At 33.3% G+C, this 18538-nt stretch carries 15 protein-coding genes and 1 riboswitch; of the genes, 10 read left to right on the top strand and 5 right to left on the bottom strand.

The features are described 5' to 3' along the window. Window positions 1-2: 2 nt before the first annotated feature. Entirely contained in the window at window positions 3-1334 is a 1332-nt protein-coding gene (locus B8T70_RS18015; RefSeq protein WP_039117822.1) for a cytochrome ubiquinol oxidase subunit I, read from the bottom strand. Window positions 1335-1833: 499 nt separating this feature from the next. On the opposite strand from B8T70_RS18015, the gene B8T70_RS18010 reads away from it, so the two are divergent. From B8T70_RS18010 to B8T70_RS17975, 8 genes are all read left to right on the top strand, one after another. After that, window positions 1834-3249, top strand: coding sequence for a rhodanese-like domain-containing protein (locus tag B8T70_RS18010; protein ID WP_086895738.1), 1416 nt, complete (start codon window positions 1834-1836; stop codon window positions 3247-3249). Window positions 3250-3412: 163 nt separating this feature from the next. Further along, entirely contained in the window at window positions 3413-3982 is a 570-nt protein-coding gene (locus B8T70_RS18005; protein ID WP_039116026.1) for a YeeE/YedE family protein, read from the top strand. A gap of 10 nt (window positions 3983-3992) precedes the next feature. After that, window positions 3993-4409: a DUF6691 family protein gene (locus B8T70_RS18000; protein WP_086895737.1), complete on the top strand. Its 417-nt coding sequence runs from the start codon at window positions 3993-3995 to the stop codon at window positions 4407-4409. 62 nt (window positions 4410-4471) lie between these two features. Beyond that, window positions 4472-5248, top strand: coding sequence for a serine aminopeptidase domain-containing protein (locus tag B8T70_RS17995; protein WP_086895736.1), 777 nt, complete (start codon window positions 4472-4474; stop codon window positions 5246-5248). Between the two features lie 323 nt (window positions 5249-5571). Beyond that, window positions 5572-6033: a MarR family winged helix-turn-helix transcriptional regulator gene (locus B8T70_RS17990; protein ID WP_039116029.1), complete on the top strand. Its 462-nt coding sequence runs from the start codon at window positions 5572-5574 to the stop codon at window positions 6031-6033. Window positions 6034-6047: 14 nt separating this feature from the next. Continuing rightward, window positions 6048-6680, top strand: a complete 633-nt coding sequence (locus B8T70_RS17985) for an NAD(P)H-dependent oxidoreductase (protein ID WP_039116030.1) — start codon at window positions 6048-6050, stop codon at window positions 6678-6680. 32 nt (window positions 6681-6712) lie between these two features. Beyond that, window positions 6713-7279 (top strand): YceI family protein, encoded by a 567-nt coding sequence (locus B8T70_RS17980; RefSeq protein WP_039116031.1) that lies wholly within the window; start codon window positions 6713-6715, stop codon window positions 7277-7279. A gap of 262 nt (window positions 7280-7541) precedes the next feature. Further along, a complete protein-coding gene (locus tag B8T70_RS17975) occupies window positions 7542-8819 on the top strand; it encodes a hypothetical protein (RefSeq protein WP_086895735.1) in 1278 nt (425 codons plus the stop codon). 385 nt (window positions 8820-9204) lie between these two features. Here B8T70_RS17975 and B8T70_RS17970 read toward each other — a convergent pair whose 3' ends face one another. Beyond that, on the bottom strand, window positions 9205-10524 hold the full coding sequence (locus tag B8T70_RS17970) for a DUF5074 domain-containing protein (RefSeq protein WP_086895734.1): 1320 nt from the start codon (window positions 10522-10524) through the stop codon (window positions 9205-9207). 320 nt (window positions 10525-10844) lie between these two features. Beyond that, window positions 10845-11037: riboswitch (cobalamin riboswitch) on the bottom strand. A 241-nt stretch (window positions 11038-11278) separates the two neighbouring features. Between B8T70_RS17970 and B8T70_RS17965 the strand changes: the two genes are divergently transcribed. Further along, a complete protein-coding gene (locus B8T70_RS17965; RefSeq protein ID WP_086895733.1) occupies window positions 11279-12772 on the top strand; it encodes an MFS transporter in 1494 nt (497 codons plus the stop codon). 10 nt (window positions 12773-12782) lie between these two features. Next, on the top strand, window positions 12783-13007 hold the full coding sequence (locus tag B8T70_RS17960; protein ID WP_086895745.1) for a DUF6814 family protein: 225 nt from the start codon (window positions 12783-12785) through the stop codon (window positions 13005-13007). A gap of 92 nt (window positions 13008-13099) precedes the next feature. Here B8T70_RS17960 and B8T70_RS17955 read toward each other — a convergent pair whose 3' ends face one another. From B8T70_RS17955 to B8T70_RS17945, 3 genes are all read right to left on the bottom strand, one after another. Then, window positions 13100-15982: an alpha-amylase family glycosyl hydrolase gene (locus B8T70_RS17955; RefSeq protein WP_086895732.1), complete on the bottom strand. Its 2883-nt coding sequence runs from the start codon at window positions 15980-15982 to the stop codon at window positions 13100-13102. A gap of 79 nt (window positions 15983-16061) precedes the next feature. Next, complete coding sequence (locus tag B8T70_RS17950; RefSeq protein ID WP_086895731.1) at window positions 16062-16883, bottom strand: SusE domain-containing protein; 822 nt, start codon at window positions 16881-16883, stop codon at window positions 16062-16064. A gap of 25 nt (window positions 16884-16908) precedes the next feature. Continuing rightward, entirely contained in the window at window positions 16909-18516 is a 1608-nt protein-coding gene (locus tag B8T70_RS17945) for a RagB/SusD family nutrient uptake outer membrane protein (protein WP_086895744.1), read from the bottom strand. Window positions 18517-18538: the final 22 nt, after the last annotated feature.

Here is an 18538-nt window from a genome sequence, read left to right as displayed (position 1 = left end):
AATTATATTTTTTCTGTGTGAGGTCCTTTATTGATGATTTTTCCAACCATAAGCAAAAACAACATGCCCAATAAAAGATACAATCCTATAAATCCTAATAATGTAAATAATGTATTCCCTGAGGAAACCGTTGGCGAAGCACCCTCGGCAGTGCGTAATAAATTATAAACCAACCACGGCTGACGTCCTAATTCGGCAGTGTACCATCCTGTAGTATTGGCGATATAAGGAAACGGAAGCATAAAAAGCAGCGACCATAAAATCCATTTGGTTTCGAATAGTTTTTTTCGGCAAAGTTGCAAAACTGCCATAGCCATCAATCCTATAAAAATTGTCCCTAATCCTACCATAATATGATAAGCATAATACAATCCAGATATATTAGTAGGATGAACACTTTCGTCAAACTGATCTAATCCTTTTATTTCTTCATGCCAGCTTCCGTAAGTTAAGAAACTCAATATATTAGGAACGGCTATTTTATTATCTAGTTTTTTATCTTTTACATCAGGCTGACCGATAAGAACAATTTCAGAACCTTTTTTCTCAGTATGAAAAATTCCTTCCATAGCTGCAAAAGTTACAGGCTGGTATTTTACCACATTTTTAGCCAGTAAATCACCTGTAGGAACTGCAACAATTACACACGAAATCAATCCGAAGATAACACCCGTTTTCACGAATAGTTTCCCGTAAGTCAAATTCTTTTTACTCAAAATATAAAAAGCACCAATTCCTGCAACAACAAATGAACTTGTTACCATCGAAGCTGCCTGATTGTGTAAATATGAAGGCCACAACCAAGGATTAAGGAACAAAGCTTGAAAATTGGTTAATACAAATCTTCCGTTTTCAAGAATTTCATATCCTACAGGATTTTGCATCCACGAATGTGTAGCAATAATTAAAAACCCACTAGCCCACGAACCAATGCATATCAATAATCCAGTAACAAAATGCCATTTATGTCCGAGTAGTTTTTCTCCAAATAAAAATATTCCAAGAAACGATGATTCTAAGAAAAAGGAAAACATCCCTTCCATGGCAAGAGTTTGCCCAATAATTCCACCAGTTAATTCCGAGAACTTAGCCCAATTGGTTCCAAACTGAAACTCCATCGGAATTCCCGTAACAACACCCATTGCAAAATTCAACGCGAAGATTCTCATCCAAAAATGAGTGGCATGATTGTATTGTTCGTTTTGAGTTTTTAAATATTTCCATTTAAAATATACAATGATTAAGGAAAGTCCCATTGTAAGTTGCGGAAAGAGGTAGTGAAAAGTTATTGTAAATGCGAATTGCATTCGGTCATAAAAAAGCATTTCTTCCATACTAGCGTATTTTATTTTATTATGAGGTTTCGCAAATTTACCTATTAAATGTAACATTTAATGACATAAAAAAAACTTTATCACCTTGCCTTTATAAAAATTTTTAGTTAGTTCAAAAACAGCTAAAACACTAATTACATAAAAATCACACAACTAAAAACAAGCATTACTTACTTAAACACTATTCCATTATTTTTTTAAACCATTTAAGTCATTTAAGCCCATTTAAGTTTCACTCAAATAGCTTAACTTACATTTACTTATATCACTTATATGGTGAATTACTTACTTAACTACCCTACCATTATTTTTTTTTAGATTATAAGTGATCTAAGTTAATTTAACTTTTATATAAATAGGCTGACTACTATTTACTTATATCACTCATACAGTTCAATTTTTCTTTTTTTTAGCTCAAAAAAAATTCTGTAACATTAGTCACTTATTTTCCAAAAAAACAAAGTTACCTTTGTAAAACATTATTTAAGATTACACAACAATGAAAATTGAACAAATTTATACCGGATGTTTAGCACAGGGCGCCTATTACATTACTTCAAATGGCGAAGCTGCGATTATAGATCCACTTAGAGAAATACAACCCTACTTAGACCGTTTAAATCGTGACCAAGTAAAATTAAAATACATCTTCGAAACACATTTCCATGCCGATTTCGTTTCAGGACACGTTGATTTAAGTAAAGAAACTGGTGCACCGATTATTTATGGTCCAAATGCCGAATGTGGATTCGATTGTGTTTCTGCAACCGACGGACAAGAGTTTAAATTAGGAAACATCACAATAAAAGCGTTGCATACTCCTGGGCATACCATGGAAAGCACTACTTATTTATTAATTGATGAAAGCGGAAAAGATTATGCGATTTTTTCTGGAGATACTTTATTTATTGGAGATGTTGGTCGTCCCGATTTAGCTCAAAAAGCCACTTCGATGACACAAGAACAATTAGCAGCCATATTATTTAATTCGTTACGAACTAAAATAATGACTTTGGCAGATGATGTTATTGTATATCCAGCTCACGGTGCAGGAAGTGCTTGTGGTAAAAACATGAGTAAAGAAACGGTATCGACAATTGGAAACCAAAAAGCAACCAATTATGCCTTGCGTGCTAATATGACCGAAGCTGAATTTATTACCGAAGTAACTGATGGTTTATTACCTCCTCCTGCTTATTTTAGCATGAATGTGGCTATGAACAAAAGTGGTTATGAAAGTTTTGAGTCTGTTTTAGATAACGGAATGAAAACTATAAAAGTTGACGAATTTGAAGCAGTAGTAGAAGAAACTGGTGCTTTGATTTTGGATACTAGAAATAATGGCGATTTTAGCAAAGGATTTATTCCGCAATCGGTGAACATTGGTATCAACGGTGATTTTGCTCCTTGGGTTGGTACTTTAATTGCCGATGTAAAACAACCTATTGTATTAGTAACCGAAAAAGGACTGGAAGAAGAAGCTGTAACCCGATTAAGTCGTGTAGGTTTTGATTCGATTATCGGACATCTTGAAGGTGGTTTTGATGCCTGGAAAAATGCAGGTTACGAAATTGATACGGTGAACAGAATTACACCTGACCAATTTGCAAGTGAATTTAAGGTTGAAGAAAACAAAGTAATCGACATTCGTAAAGAAACCGAGTATAGTGCCGAACATATAGAAGATGCTTACAACAAACCTTTGGCTTATATTAATGACTGGGTAAAAGATATCGACCCAAAAGAGCATTTTTATTTGCATTGCGCTGGTGGATATAGAAGTATGATTGCTGCATCGATATTACAAGCACGCGGATTTAGAAACTTCACTGAAGTTGAAGGTGGTTTTAATGCTATTGCAAAAACTACAATTCCAAAATCAGATTTCGTTTGTCAAAGTAAAGTTTTAAAATAAATAAGTAACAGAGGTACAGAGGTACAAAGCAACAAAGGTTTTAGCCTTTGTATCTTTGCCACTCCAAACCTAAATAAAAAAGTAACAAAGACACAAAACGACAAAGATTTCAACCTTTGAACCTCTGAACCTTTGCCGCTTTGAACCTAAATAAAAAAGAAAAATGAATTTAATTGAAATTATAAAAGAACCTTGGCCTTGGTACGTTTCAGGTCCGTTAATTGGATTGACTGTGCCTATTTTATTAATTTTTGGCAACAAAGCATTTGGTATTAGTTCATCATTACGCCATATATGTGCTATGTGCATTCCAGCAAATATTTCATTCTTTAAATATGATTGGAAAAAAGAAAGCTGGAATTTATTCTTTGTCTTCGGAATATTCTTAGGCGGAATAATAGCAACTGTTTTCTTATCGAATCCAAATGCTATCGAAATAAACTCAAAACTTACAACTGAGTTAGCGACTTATGGCATTACCGATAATTCGGGATTAATGCCAGTTCAGCTTTTTTCATGGGAAAGTTTATTAACCCTACGTGGTTTTATAATGATTGTAGTAGGTGGTTTTCTTGTAGGTTTCGGAACGCGTTATGCGGGAGGATGTACAAGTGGACACGCGATCATGGGAATTTCTAATTTGCAATGGCCTTCGCTGGTAGCAACTATTTGCTTTATGATTGGCGGATTTGTTATGGCAAACCTGATTCTTCCTTATATACTTTCACTTTAAAACTTTAAAAATGAAAATTTCAAACTTAAAATATATGCTTGTCGGAATTGTATTCGGCATAGTATTCGTAAAAGCCGAAATCATCAGCTGGTATCGTATTCAGGAAATGTTCCGTTTACAATCTTTCTTTATGTACGGTGTAATCGGAAGCGCAGTTGCAGTAGGAATGCTATCTGTTTTTTTGATAAAAAAATTCAAAGTAAAAACTATTCAGGGAGAAGAAATCAAGATTGAGCCTAAAACATTTAGTAAAGGTCAGATTTATGGCGGATTGTTATTTGGATTTGGTTGGGCAATTACCGGAGCTTGTCCTGGTCCCCTATTTGCACAAATAGGAACTGGAGTTACAGTAATTGCAGTAACATTGGTAAGCGCAATATTAGGAACTTGGGCTTATGGTTATTTTAAAGATAATTTGCCTCATTAATATTTTTCCTAAACTTAATTATTAGATATCCTCGCAAACAAATTTTATAGAAGCATAGCTAAATGACCAAAATATATTCTCAGATTTTACTTTGCTTACTATTGATAAGTTGTTCAGGCAATAAGAAAACGAATAGTCAAGTATCAAATACTACTTATGACGTTAAGTTGGACAACATAGAAATATTTGATAATTCAAGGGATAGAAAAATTCCTGTTGCCATATATCATCCAAATACAGACAAGAAAATAAATAACCAACAGGTAATAATTTTCAGTCATGGATATGGAGAAAACAAAGGTGGAGATAATATGATTTATTCCCATTTAACTAAAAATTTAGCGTCAAAAGGATATTTTGTTGTCAGTATTCAACACGAATTACCAACTGATGACCTTCTTGCAATGGAAGGAGATTTAAGAATTACCAGAAGACCAAATTGGGATAGAGGCGTTGAAAACATTCGATATGTATTGAATGAATTAAAAAAAACAAATCCTGAGTTAGATTTTAAACATCTAACCTTAATCGGACATTCGAATGGTGGAGATATGACAGCTCTATTTGCTGATAAATATCCTGAATCGGTTTATAGAATTATAACAATGGATAACCGAAGAATGCCTCTTCCCAGAGTTTATAAACCTAGAGTATATACGTTGCGCTCTAAAAACTATAGTGCAGACGAAGGTGTATTACCTACGGAGCAAGAACAAAAAAAATATGGAATCAAAGTTCTATTCACAACTATTAATCATAGTGATATGGACAATGACGCAACAATCGAAGAACAAGAAACAATAAATACCTTTATAGAAGAATCCTTAAGTGAAAAATAACTTATATTATATTTCACTTATTTAAGACAGTAAACCCGACAGATTTTAAAAATTTGTCGGGTTTCTTTTTTGTACTTCAGTCAGAAATCTTTGTCTAAATTCAAGCCCCACGCAAAGTCTCACGCCACTTTAAGAAACAATTAAACTTCAATTAATCAATACCTTAAATTCAAATTATAAATTATATTTTCCTAATTTTAAACTCGATTTCCAACCACAAAAAAATCCCCTTCAATAATATTAACGTAAATTTAACAACACATTTGTATATACAACAATAAAAACATACTACATTTGTATATACAAATTATACACTGACGACTATGACAATTGAAGATGTAATAAAAAGTACCGTTAAGATGGATAATCCAAAAAGAGTTATTCTGAATATCATGTATACACAAAATGTACTTCAGGATAAATTTAATGAGGTTTTAAAACCTTATGATTTATCAGGAGAACAATATAATGTGTTGCGTATATTAAGAGGTCAAAAAGGAAATCCAGCTAACATGTGTGTTATACAGGACCGAATGCTGGCAAAAACAAGCAATACAACCCGATTAGTCGATAAATTATTACTTAAAGATTTTGTCACCAGAAATGTATGCCCAAATAATAGAAGAAAAATAGAAGTATCGATTACAGAAAAAGGATTGGGTGTTTTAAAAGAATTAGATCCTAAAGTAATTGAACACGAAACTGTTTTTTCTGAAAACCTGACAACAGAAGAATTAGAATTATTAAATGAATTATTAGAGAAATTTAGAAATCAAAAAAATTAATACAAATAAATAACATGAATACTTTCCTAGAAAATCAAAATTGGAGATACGCAACCAAAAAGTTTGATGCGACCAAAAAAATCTCAACAGAAGATTTAAATACACTTAAAGAAGCGATACGTTTAAGTTCGTCTTCATACGGATTACAACCATATAAAGTAATTTTTGTTGAGTCACCAGAATTAAGAGCAAAATTACAACCAGTAGCTTGGGGACAATCTCAAATTGTTGAAGCATCTCATTTGGTTGTTTTTGCAAATGATACTAATATTGGTGATGCTGAAATTGATGGTTTTATCAAAAATATTAGCGAAACAAGAGGAATTCCAGCTGAATCATTATCTGGATATAGCGATTTTATGAAATCTAAAATCTCTACACTTCCAGCAGATGTAAAAAATACCTGGGCATCTAAACAAACTTATTTAGCTTTAGGTAATTTATTGAATGCTGCCGCTGAATTAAAAATTGACGTTACGCCAATGGAAGGTTTTGACCCAGCTGCTTTTAATGAAATCTTAGGCTTAGATGCTTTAAATTTAAACGCTTCTGTTATCGCAACTGTAGGATACAGACACGAAGAAGATGCAACACAGCATCATAAAAAAGTAAGAAAATCTCAAGAAGAATTATTTATCACACTATAATTATTAATCCAAATTTATTAAAATCAAACAAAATGAAAAATTTAAAATCAATCGCTTTAGCTCTAGTAGTAGCTTTATCATCAGTTTCAATTAACGCACAAACTAAAAAAGTTGACGTTAAAACAAGTACTGTTAAATGGGTAGGAAAAAAAGTAACTGGAGAACACTCTGGGACTGTAAACCTAAAAGATGGTGCTTTAGTATTTAAAGGGAAAAAATTAGCTGGTGGAACTTTCACTGTAGATATGACATCTATTAACGCAACTGACCTTTCTGGTGAATACCAAGGAAAATTAAACGGTCACTTGAAAGCAGATGATTTCTTTGGAACTGAAAAATTCCCAACTGCTAAATTAGTTTTCAAAACTATCGGAGCAAAAGCAACTGATGTTTATACAGTAACTGCAGATTTAACTATCAAAGGAATTACTAAACCAGTAACTTTTGATATTACTGTAAATGGTAACACTGCTACAACTGCATTTAAAGTTGACAGAACTAAATATGATATTAAATACAACTCAGGAAACTTCTTTGAAAACTTAGGAGACAAAACCATCAATGATGATTTTGAATTAACTGTAGCTTTAAAATTCTAATATCACACAAGCTTACTAATTCTTAAAATCCCATTCGCCACGGCGAATGGGATTTTTTTATGCCTTAATTTTTGATATTTAAATACAACAATGGCTTTACGAACAAATAAAATAACGTTCTTAAAGGTATAATAACACTTTCATAATATCTTACCATTCTTTGATTAACAAACCACTTTTACTTTTGGGACAATTAAAAAAGAGTCTTTGTCTCAACCAAAAGACTTTTATCCAAAAATCAAATTTTGCTAAAGACACCACTATGAAAAAAAATTTACACCTTGTAATTATTTGTTTAGTAAGTAGTATTATAGTCAATGCACAACAACAAAAAGGGATTGTTGGCGCATCAAACTGGATGAATAAATGGACTAATTTTAAACCCGCTTCTATCGAATATAATGAAGCTACAAATATTCTGGCTGGAACTATCGATAAGGATACCAAATTATATAAACGAAATACATATCAATTAGTTGGCGTTGTATATTTAACCAATAATGCCGTTTTAACGATTGAACCCGGAACGGTAATAAGAGGAGATGATAAAACTTGTGGTACGCTGGTAATAACAAATGGTTCTAAGATAATGGCCGAAGGGTTAGAAACTGACCCAATTATATTTACATCTAATAAAAATGTTGCCGAAAGAAAACCTGGAGATTGGGGCGGAATAATCCTTCTGGGAAAAGCACCGATTAATAAAATGGGCGGAGTTAGTTTCTTAGATTTTAATCTAGATCCTGTTGTAAATCACTATGGCGGACAAGATACTGACGATAACTCTGGTATTTTAAAATACATACGTATCGAATACTCTGGTAGAAAATTAAATGCTCTAAAAGAAATTAATGGTTTATCATTGGCTGGAGTTGGTCGTAAAACCAAGTTAGAATATATTCAGATCAGTTATTCTAATGATGATTCTTTTGAATCTTATGGCGGAGATGTCGTTATGAATAACTTAGTTTCCTACCGAGCTACCGATGATGATTTTGATTTTACACAAGGAGTACAATGCACTATAAATAATAGTATTGCCATTCGTCACCCCTACTCTTCGGATATTTCAGGTTCACGATGCTTTGAAATCGATTCGTATGACAAAATAGAAAGTACAGATACAAGCAAAAAACTAACCAAGATAACTGCCAATAATATTACCTTGGTAAATCTGGAAGAAAGCAATCAAGGACTTGTTCGCGAAGCTGCACATATAGGAGAAAATAGTTATTTTACCTTAAATAATAGTGTAATCTCAGGTTTTACACCCTTTATGGTTTTTCAAGGAAAAATTGGAGATGGAATTGTTAACCTAGAAAAAATTAAACTAAACGGATTAATAATCAATAACTGTCAAGGTGCTATTTTAAGCGAAAATTCTAACTTTGATTCGGGCATTAAAAACTGGTATCAAAACCCAGCATTTAACTTAGAATATACAACTATAAGAAATGTCGCATTATTTACAGAGCCTAATATTAAAGCAAATCCAGATTTTAGAATGAACTTAAATAACACATTAGTCAGTGGAAATTAAGCCATTAAAATGGGATACTTAAATTAAATTTAACAAAAAACTCAAAAAAATAGAGATTTTTTTTAAAACAATGTATACGAATACTCAAATTACATTTATATATTTGTACCAACACAAAAGTTCGCAAAGTTTAAATTATAGACCTGTGATTTTTTTTTATGAGAAGAAACTCCGTATCAGAAATTACCATATTTCAAATATAGCCCATGGTTTCAACCGTGGGAGACGGATTATGATTACATATTGCGCTCCAACGGTTAAAACCGTTGGCATGATTATAAATATTACAAAAAAAAGGTTCGCAAAGCTTCATCATAAAGCTTTGCGAACCTTTGCGTAAATCTTAGCGTACTTTGCGGTAAAAATTCTTTACAGTTTAAAAAAATTATTGATGAAATACAGAAACTGCAGGAAAATAATATCCTGAAAAATTTACCGATGCTGTTTTTGCTCCTGAATCAGCGTTAAATATATAAAGATTGTTTATAGAGAAATTCACACCAAAACCTGAATTTAAGGTATTTACCACCAAAGTATTTTTCTTTCGGTCATAACCAATTCCTGCACCATATAAAATATTTGAATTTGTTAATGTAATAAAAGGCGCAGTCAATGACTCTGGAGTACCAGTGTATTTGTAAATTTCTTTACCACCACTAAAACTTCCGTTTTTAGCAATAAAAACATCATTTTTAGCAGCCGTAATAGATCCCGGATGCCAAGCTCCCCAGCTTCCGTAAGCCTGAAAACCTAATGCAATTTCTTTTACTTCAAGAGTATTTGAATCTATACTTATAAGATTTTTTCCTCCTGCTGCCCATACTTTTTTATCATCGGTAACAGCAAATCCTAAAACCATACCCGGAATCGTTTTTTCGACTACCAATGTTGAAGCATTTATTACAATAACCCCTTTTGAAGCAGATAATGCAAAAATATAACCATTGGTCTTAACAACATCTCCAACCTGACCTGTAACGCCTTCGATTTGTCCATTCACCTCCATCGTATTAAGATTAAGCTTAAATATCCCTTTACCAGAAGTCAAAAGGGCTTGATTTTCATCAATACCCACAACTGCACGCCAGTCGTTTCCGCCTTTAGCAGGGACTCTTTTTTCTTCTTTTAACGAATAAGCATCGGCTACTACAACAGGTCCGCCAACTTTAGAAACTAAAAATAGTTTTTTATTAATGATGGTTCCAAATTCTAATGTAGATGATGCCGGTTTTAAATCTTTATCTGGATTTACTTTTACAAAAATACTGTCTTCTATAGCTCTTGTATCGTATCTATAAAATCCTACCGTTCCAGTTCCGTGACCAAACCATCCTTCGTTGATCATAAAGAAACCGTTTTCATATGCTCCCCATGCATGGATATCATAAGTAAGAGAAACTTTTCCGCCATCATTTTTGGCTATCATTGTAATTTTAAAATCTCCCCTCGTTTCTGGTTTAAAGATATAGGTAGAATCAGATCCTACTACTTTTCCGTCTATCGCCCATTCAAAAGAAACGTTCTTTCTATCTGCTAATTTTGAGCTTAATTGAAGTGTTTTCCCAACAGTTAAAGTATCTTTTAATTGCTGTTCGCCTTTTATTACTGGTGGCTCTGTAAAATCGTCATCATTATTACACGAAACTGTTAGCATCATCAAAGAAGCAATTGCAATTAATTGCTTGGAAAAAAATCGGTTTTTCATTATTCAATATTTAAAAATTATATTACTTAATTCTTTAAATCGAAATACAATTCACCCTTACAAAAGTTGTATAAATAAACTTTTGTAAAAGCATAGCATATTGTAAAGCGATACGTTTTAATGATTTTTTTAGTGGAGAAAAAGAAAATATCGAAAGGAGAAGCTTCCAAAAAAAAGATTGCTTTTGCGATATTATATTTGCAGAAAAAAAATCTCATAAATTCCATTTTTGGCTTACGAGAATAGAATAGACAAACAATACCATTATCACACAAAGTGAAAAGTATTATTCTTAATTCAAGCTTCAATCCCCGAAAGCTATTTATTACTATAAAAACGGCAGGTCTTCTGACTTACTCCCTACACCCAGCCTTCCCTTTCTAAATGAAAAGTGACGTATTAAAGGGTTTCGGTTAATGAGTTTACAGCTGCGGGACAGTTTTGGATTTACACCAAATTCCCTTTTAATGTCAATATCATATCGATATGACAACCATTTTCTGTTTCAAAATTTGAGTTGCAAAACTAGTGTTTTCTTTCGTAACAAAGCAATAGTTATTTATTTTAAAGGCCTTGAACATCTCTGTAAACTATAATTTATTTTGAATTATGAAACTTTGATTTACTGAACAAATGTTAAATCAACAAACAAACCCTATTTGTTAAAAAACCATCAACTAAATATAAAAATATCTTATATATTCGTAAAATGATACCTTATACTTTTATTTACTATTAAAAACACAGCCATTTTATGAGTAACACATCTACAAAAGGAATTTGGAAAGTTATTTCGGCCTCTTCTATGGGGACAATGATAGAATGGTATGATTTTTATATTTTTGGGAGTTTGGCTGTGGTTATTTCGACCAAATTTTTCCCCTCCGATAATCCAACAGCATCTTTCTTGGCAACATTAGCCACTTTTGCAGCAGGATTTGTCGTTAGACCTTTTGGCGCTTTATTCTTTGGACGTCTTGGAGATTTAATTGGGAGAAAATACACTTTTATGGCGACCCTATTATTAATGGGATGTTCTACTTTTTTAATTGGATGTATTCCGAGCTATGAGACTATTGGTTTCTTAGCACCATTATTAGTCTTGATTTTACGATTATTACAAGGTCTTGCACTTGGCGGAGAATATGGAGGCGCTGCAACCTATGTTGCCGAACATGCTCCTGTGGGTCAACGCGGATATTGGACTTCATGGATTCAGACTACTGCAACTGTTGGGCTTTTTATTTCTTTGATGGTCATTTTAATCACAAAAAATTCTCTCTCGGCGGAATCATTTGATTCTTGGGGATGGCGTGTTCCGTTTTGGGTTTCGATTGTAATGGTAGGAGTTTCTTATTTGATACGAAAAAACATGGATGAATCTCCTGTTTTTGCTAAAGCAAAAAAGGAAGGAAGCATAAGCGTAAACCCTTTAAAAGAAAGTTTTGGGAATAGATATAATCTAAAATTTGTCTTGCTTGCTTTATTTGGCGCAACAATGGGACAGGGTGTAGTTTGGTACACTGGACAGTTTTACGCCATGAGTTTTATGAAAACTGTAATGAGTATAGATTCTTCACAAGTAGATGGATTACTAGGAATTGCATTATTGTTAGGTACTCCGTTTTTTATAGTCTTTGGGTGGCTAAGTGATAAGATCGGTCGAAAATATATTATGATGGGTGGCATGTTACTCGCTATCCTACTCTACAGACCTATATACAAACAAATGTATGAAACTGTGAATCTGGATAACAAGGTTATTTCGAATACATATACAACTGAAGCCGATAACAATGACAAAAAAGAACATTACGTTATTACAAACAATGAATATTCAGACGGGACAACTGCAGCGATTAAACAAATAAGTCATGCTGAAAAAATTAACCCCGAAAGACAAACTACAATCACTATTAATTCTCAAGATAAATGGGCATTGATTTTTCTGGTATTTGTTCAAGTTCTTTTCGTTACCATGGTTTATGGTCCTATTGCAGCTTTCTTGGTAGAAATGTTTCCTGCAAAAATAAGATACACATCGATGTCTTTGCCATACCATGTCGGGAACGGAATATTTGGCGGTTTACTTCCTGCAATTTCAACCTATTTTGTAACCCACTCTAAAGAAGTTGGCAAATCCGACTTTTATCTCGATGGGCTTTGGTATCCTATTATTATAGCTTCGATATGTTTTGTTATCGGAATGATTTATATTGACAATAAAGACAAAAATACTCACATCTAATCCTATCACAATGAATGTACTAAAACGAATATTGGGAATACTATGGATAATACTATCTATTGCTGCTGCTTACTTTTGCATTTTTGAATTTGGATTACCAAAACTTGTTTCCGACAAACAGGACGATTTAGTTTTCGGAATTATAATTCTATTTATCCTTACTCCTCTTATCGTTTTAGGACTTGGTACTTTTGGGTATTTTTCATTGATTGGAGAATATGACAAAAGAAAATAAATTACATTTTTCTATTTGCTAAAACTACTTAAAACAAAAAAGCTGCCTATAACAATCTATAGACAGCTTTTTAACTAACTAACCAAATAAAATTATTTTTTCAAGAACTTCATTACTTGAGTCTTGTTGTCTTCATCTATTGCCTTCACGATATACAATCCTGTATTTAATTCACTCACTGAGAACTGAGAAGTTATTTTTTCACTTCCGCTAAAGCTTTTCACTAATTGTCCAGACAAAGAATAAATCTCTACCCTTGAAACCTCAGTATTTAAAGTAAAATAATCTGAAACTGGATTAGGATGTAAGGTAATCGCATTTGGTTTCTCAAAATTTTCTATTGCCAACAATGCTTCCTTATTACCATAAATCCTAAACTCTCCTGCTGGAATTGCAATTGCAGCTGCAACATCAGTAACATTGATAGTTGTATTATCCATTAAATTATACCAAACTCCTGTGTACGGAAAACCAGTAGCGACACTTTGAGTAGTTACATCAAAATTTGCCAGAATCAACACGTCTTTTAACTGTGTTGATGTCAATGCTGCATTTGTAATTTTTATATTTGGAGATAATGAATTTGTATTAGACACAGTAACTGCCCCTGAAAAAACAGGTTCTACGGTTTTCATGGTAATCATTTTTGTCCAATCATTATAAATCTTGCTTCGGCCTGAATTTCCTAACCAATTACCTGTCCATTGTGGTTGCTGTTTTGTATCAAGTTTACAATCGCCAGGAATTGTTCCACTTTCATCATTAACGATTCCGTTATTACATGCAAATATAGAAGCATCCCAACCTAAATCGCCAAAATGCCAAATCATCTTTGGACCAGGAATCAATAAGGACACTGCTCCAATAGCCGACATTCTAGATAAAGCAACATTTAAGTTTTTGACATCATGGCTTGCGTTATTACTATTACCATATTGTATGTTCTTGTACATTAATCGTTCTTCGTCATGACTCTCGGCATAACCCATCAATCTATTTGCATCAAAACCATGACTAGTACTTGTCATTCTGGAGATATTACTTTCGGTAGCATATCCCATTGATAATTGATTATATGCATTGGTCATTTTCCCCCACATCATGATTCCTTTACTAGGTGTCTCCTCAATTTTATAATTAGCCCATAGTTTCTCTTCGGCATCACTACCCAAATGCTCAAAAATAGTATAATGTGTAGGATCAAGACTCCAAGAATAATCAGCATAAGATTTTAATACATCTACCCTATCTTGTTGCAAACTATTTGTACACGATTCATCACCTGCAGTACAGTTTTGTGTAAAGCCTTTAGTTAAATCCCAACGTAAACCATCAATTTTATATTCTTCAACCCAATGTTGGATTACTCTTTTTACATAACTTTGAGTTCTTGCTTGCTGATGATTAAAATCCTCCCCAACACTATAACTATGTTTTGCAACAGTATTAAAGTAAGGGTTATCTGCCGATGGCGAACCCCAACCATCATTATCTGGATCATTCATCCACATTCTCACCATTGGATTTCGACCAAATGCGTGATTTAACGCAACATCCAGAATAACAGCTATTCCGTTTTGATGGCATAAATCAATAAATTCTTTAAGTTTATCTGAAGTGCCATAAAATTTATCTAAAGCCATATGAAATGAAGTATTATAACCCCAACTTTCATTGCCTTCAAACTCCATAATAGGCATTAATTCTATTGCATTTATTTTTAGATTCTTGAAATAATCAATCTTATCTATTAAACTTTGATAGTTCCTGTTTGCATCAAAATCGCGAACCAAAACTTCGTAAACCACTAATTTCTCTTTTTCGGGTTTAGCAAAATTTGTTACTTGCCAAGGATATGCTGTTTGTCCTGTTTTTAAAACAGTAACTTCTCGTTCTTGTCCTACTGGATAAACTGGCATATTTGGATAACTTGTTGCCGGAATTCCTGCATCGTCAAAAGGAGATAATACCAATGTAGAATAAGGATCAGCCGTTTTTACTAATGAAGGTGAATTAGCTATTGGCGAATTAGCAACAACCCAATATTGATAGGTATTATTTACTCCCGAAACTAATCCTGTTAACTCTAACCAAAACTTACCCGAAGTTGGATCTTTTTTCATTGCATAAGTACTAGTAGGAACCCAATTATTAAAGCTTCCAGCTACATATACAAAATCTTTAAGTGGAGCATCTAGAACTAGTGTTGCTTTTGTAGCATCTGTAGCATTATAATTTATTCCATCTACTAATCCAGCTGGCATAGCTGCCGATACAATTCCCGGATTAACTATTGCTGTAAACTTTTTAATAATCGTTGTTCCACTCTGAGTAATACTTAAATCATAACTCTGATTCCCAGTAATATTCACATGATTAAACACATAACTCGAAGTACCAGGATTAGTATTTATGACTGCTCCGTTTGATTTTAGACTATAACTCGCAACTCCATTTGTATTTGTAGCAGTAATATTTAAGTTTCCTCCACTTGCTACAATAGTATTGCTATTTTCTAGTGGTGAAGTTAAACTAACCTGAAAAGCACCAACCTTAATAAAAAAGTCCGAGCAAGATGGTGCTAGTTTTAATGTTTGTGAACCAGCAGCATTTCTAAACACCATTCCCATTTTTACAGCAGCGGCTTGTTGTATTGTTGTTAATCCGAAATAAACACTTGGCGTAATAACAATACTCCATGTACCATTTGGATTTTTGGTCATTAATCCAATTCCGTCATCAGCACCCCAATTTCCTTTTGCAGTTGCCCACGGGTTAGCCTCTGTCCCTATTCCTGCATGCATATATACTTTTGTGGGATTTGCTCCCATTTCATTACAAGTTGCCGATGCAAAAGATACAGTAACTGTTATAGGTTCGTTAACCTGAAACACAGCAGGCGATACTGTTATTTGCTGCGCATGAGTAACAATACCCCACAACAAAAAGAAAGATAATAGTAAAGTTTTTTTCATAATCTTGGTTGGTTGATTGGTTAGTTTGTATAAAAAAGGCTACCCATAGGGATAGCCTTTAAATTATTTATACTAAAAATTAATCTAATGTTATAGTTTTTGCAACATTATCAATTTTAAGAACTCTAGGTCCAGTTGGTCCAGTATATTTGAAGTTTTTATCGCCATCTTCTGCATTTTCTAATTCTGCATCGATAGTATATCCTTTACCTGAATAATATGGGTAGTTACGACTATTGCCTGCACCCCAATTTCCTCCACTTGTAAAATCATTTGATAAAAATTCTCTAAATGCTTGTCCACTTTTAAGAACAATAGTTACTTGATAGATATCTGTTTGACCTGCAACTAAAGGAAATTCTGTTTCAGCATCACCATCCCATGACCATCCACCTGGAGTTGCTTCTCCAACTAACCAATGAGAACTTGCTAATGGTACGTGATAAGGAGTTGCCTTAAAAGTATAGAAGTTAGAATACTGTGCTTCAGCACCAATTCCTAAAGTAGCTTTAATACGAATATCAACATCATTTTCCTCTTTCTCAATAAAACCTCCGTTAACTAAAGCAGAGTTTAATTCCGCTACTGTCAAAGCTTTGAAACGAGCTGTAGTTGTAGTTACTGCAACAGGAGTTGCAAATTTAGTTCCTGCTTTTGCGATTTCAATAGTATAATTTACAACGGTTGGTGTACCATCGTACTTAGCATCATTCCAAATTACAGTTGTAGCAATCTCTTTTTCACTTTCTTTTGTAAGAACAATATTAAAATCGTTCTGAGGACTTAATAAAACTGGAGCTGTAACTGGTTGTATTACTGGTCTGTTTTCTACATCATCTCCATTACAAGACACCGTTAAAACACCAATGAATGCGATTAAAATTTTATATATATTTTTCATTTTATTTATTTTTTTATAAGATTAGTTAGTATCCTGGATTTTGTTTTAAAGTTGGGTTAGCCTGAATTGTTTTTGAAGGAATAGGCATCAAGTTTCTAAATTCTTCTGTACCACTACCATTTTTAACGCCACCTTTCCATTGCCAGATTTTAGATCCTCCTGTAAATTTTCCAAAACGAATCAAATCTGTTCTTCTGTGACACTCCCAAAACAATTCTCTTCCTCTCTCATCTAAAATAAAGTCCAGTGTTAAATCTGAAGTTGTAACAACACCCGCTTTAGCTCTTACTCTAATTTTATTTACATACTCTAGTGATGTTGCAACATTTCCAGATGCTGCACCTCTAAGTGTTGCCTCAGCATACATTAAATACACATCTGACAATCTGTACATTGGAAAATCTGTGTCTGGCACATCATTTCTTTGAGCAGCACTACCATCAGAATTGATATTGGTAAATTTTGTAACAGCATAACCATTACTGAAAACTCCATAATCAGCAATATCCAGAGTTTGTCCATTAGTATAGAAAGTACCTCTTTGATCAGCTGTTGCCGTTGCATCAGGAAATAATTTAACAAATTCTGGTCTTGCTCTTGTTCCTGACCAGCCTCCGTCCATTCCTTGATCGGCACCCACCATCTTACCACCAATAGATGCATGAATAATAAAACTCATACCTCCACCTATTGCTCTAATAGCATTACCATCTCCAACAATTGGGAAGATTACTTCTCTTTGAGCTCCGTTTCTGTCATTATCCGCAGCAAATAAATAACGATATGGAACATCTGCAAAACTATAAGCAGAACCTGTTATAATTTCATTACATGCAATAGCAGCATCATTGTTTCTTTCAGTTCCTGTATATACTTTAGAATTTAAATAAATCTGTGCTAATAAAAATTTAGCCGCAGTTTTATCTACTCTTCCGTATTCATTTGCACCAGAAGCAGCTAAAGTATTATCCAAATCTTTTAATTCTGACTCTACAAAAGCAAAAACTTGTGCTCTTGATTTTTGTTCTGGATAAAAGAAACCAACAGGGTCGTTTTCAGTAGTAATTGGTACATTTCCAAACAAATCCATTAAATTAACATAAGAGAACGCTCTTAAAAAACGAGCCTCTGCTCTAAATTTAACAATTTCAGCTTTCAAATTAGCATCAACGCCTCTTTCAGCTAATTTCTCCTCTGACGTTTGTCTTAAAAACTCATTGGCAATACTAATTTCATAAAAAGCTCTTGAAAAAATTCCATACAAAAACTGATTACTAGGACTCCATTTTTGTCCATTTATAGCTGGTAAACCATCATCAGACCAAGCTACAATAGCTTCATCTGTAGGGAATTCCTGTGTAACAAATAACAATCGTAAATAACTACTGAAATCACCCCCAAGACCAAAAATATCCGGAGAAGCATCTCCATCATTTCCTCCTACATACAAACCTGCATATAACTTCGCCATTACTTGTTTGTATGATGCCGGATCTTTAAAAAAGTCATCAGAAAGGAACTCATCATCATCTGTTGGCTTCACATCTAAGTCACTCGTACATGAAGTAAGGGTCATATTCAATCCTAAAATGAATAGGAGAAAATAAGATATATATTTAAATGATATTTTCATTTTGTTTATTTTTAAAATTTTA

It is taken from the genome of Flavobacterium sp. AJR (assembly GCF_002156885.1).
Taxonomy (GTDB): domain Bacteria; phylum Bacteroidota; class Bacteroidia; order Flavobacteriales; family Flavobacteriaceae; genus Flavobacterium.
Note: the sequence above shows the minus strand (reverse complement) of the source record. Positions and strands in the feature narration are given on the sequence as shown.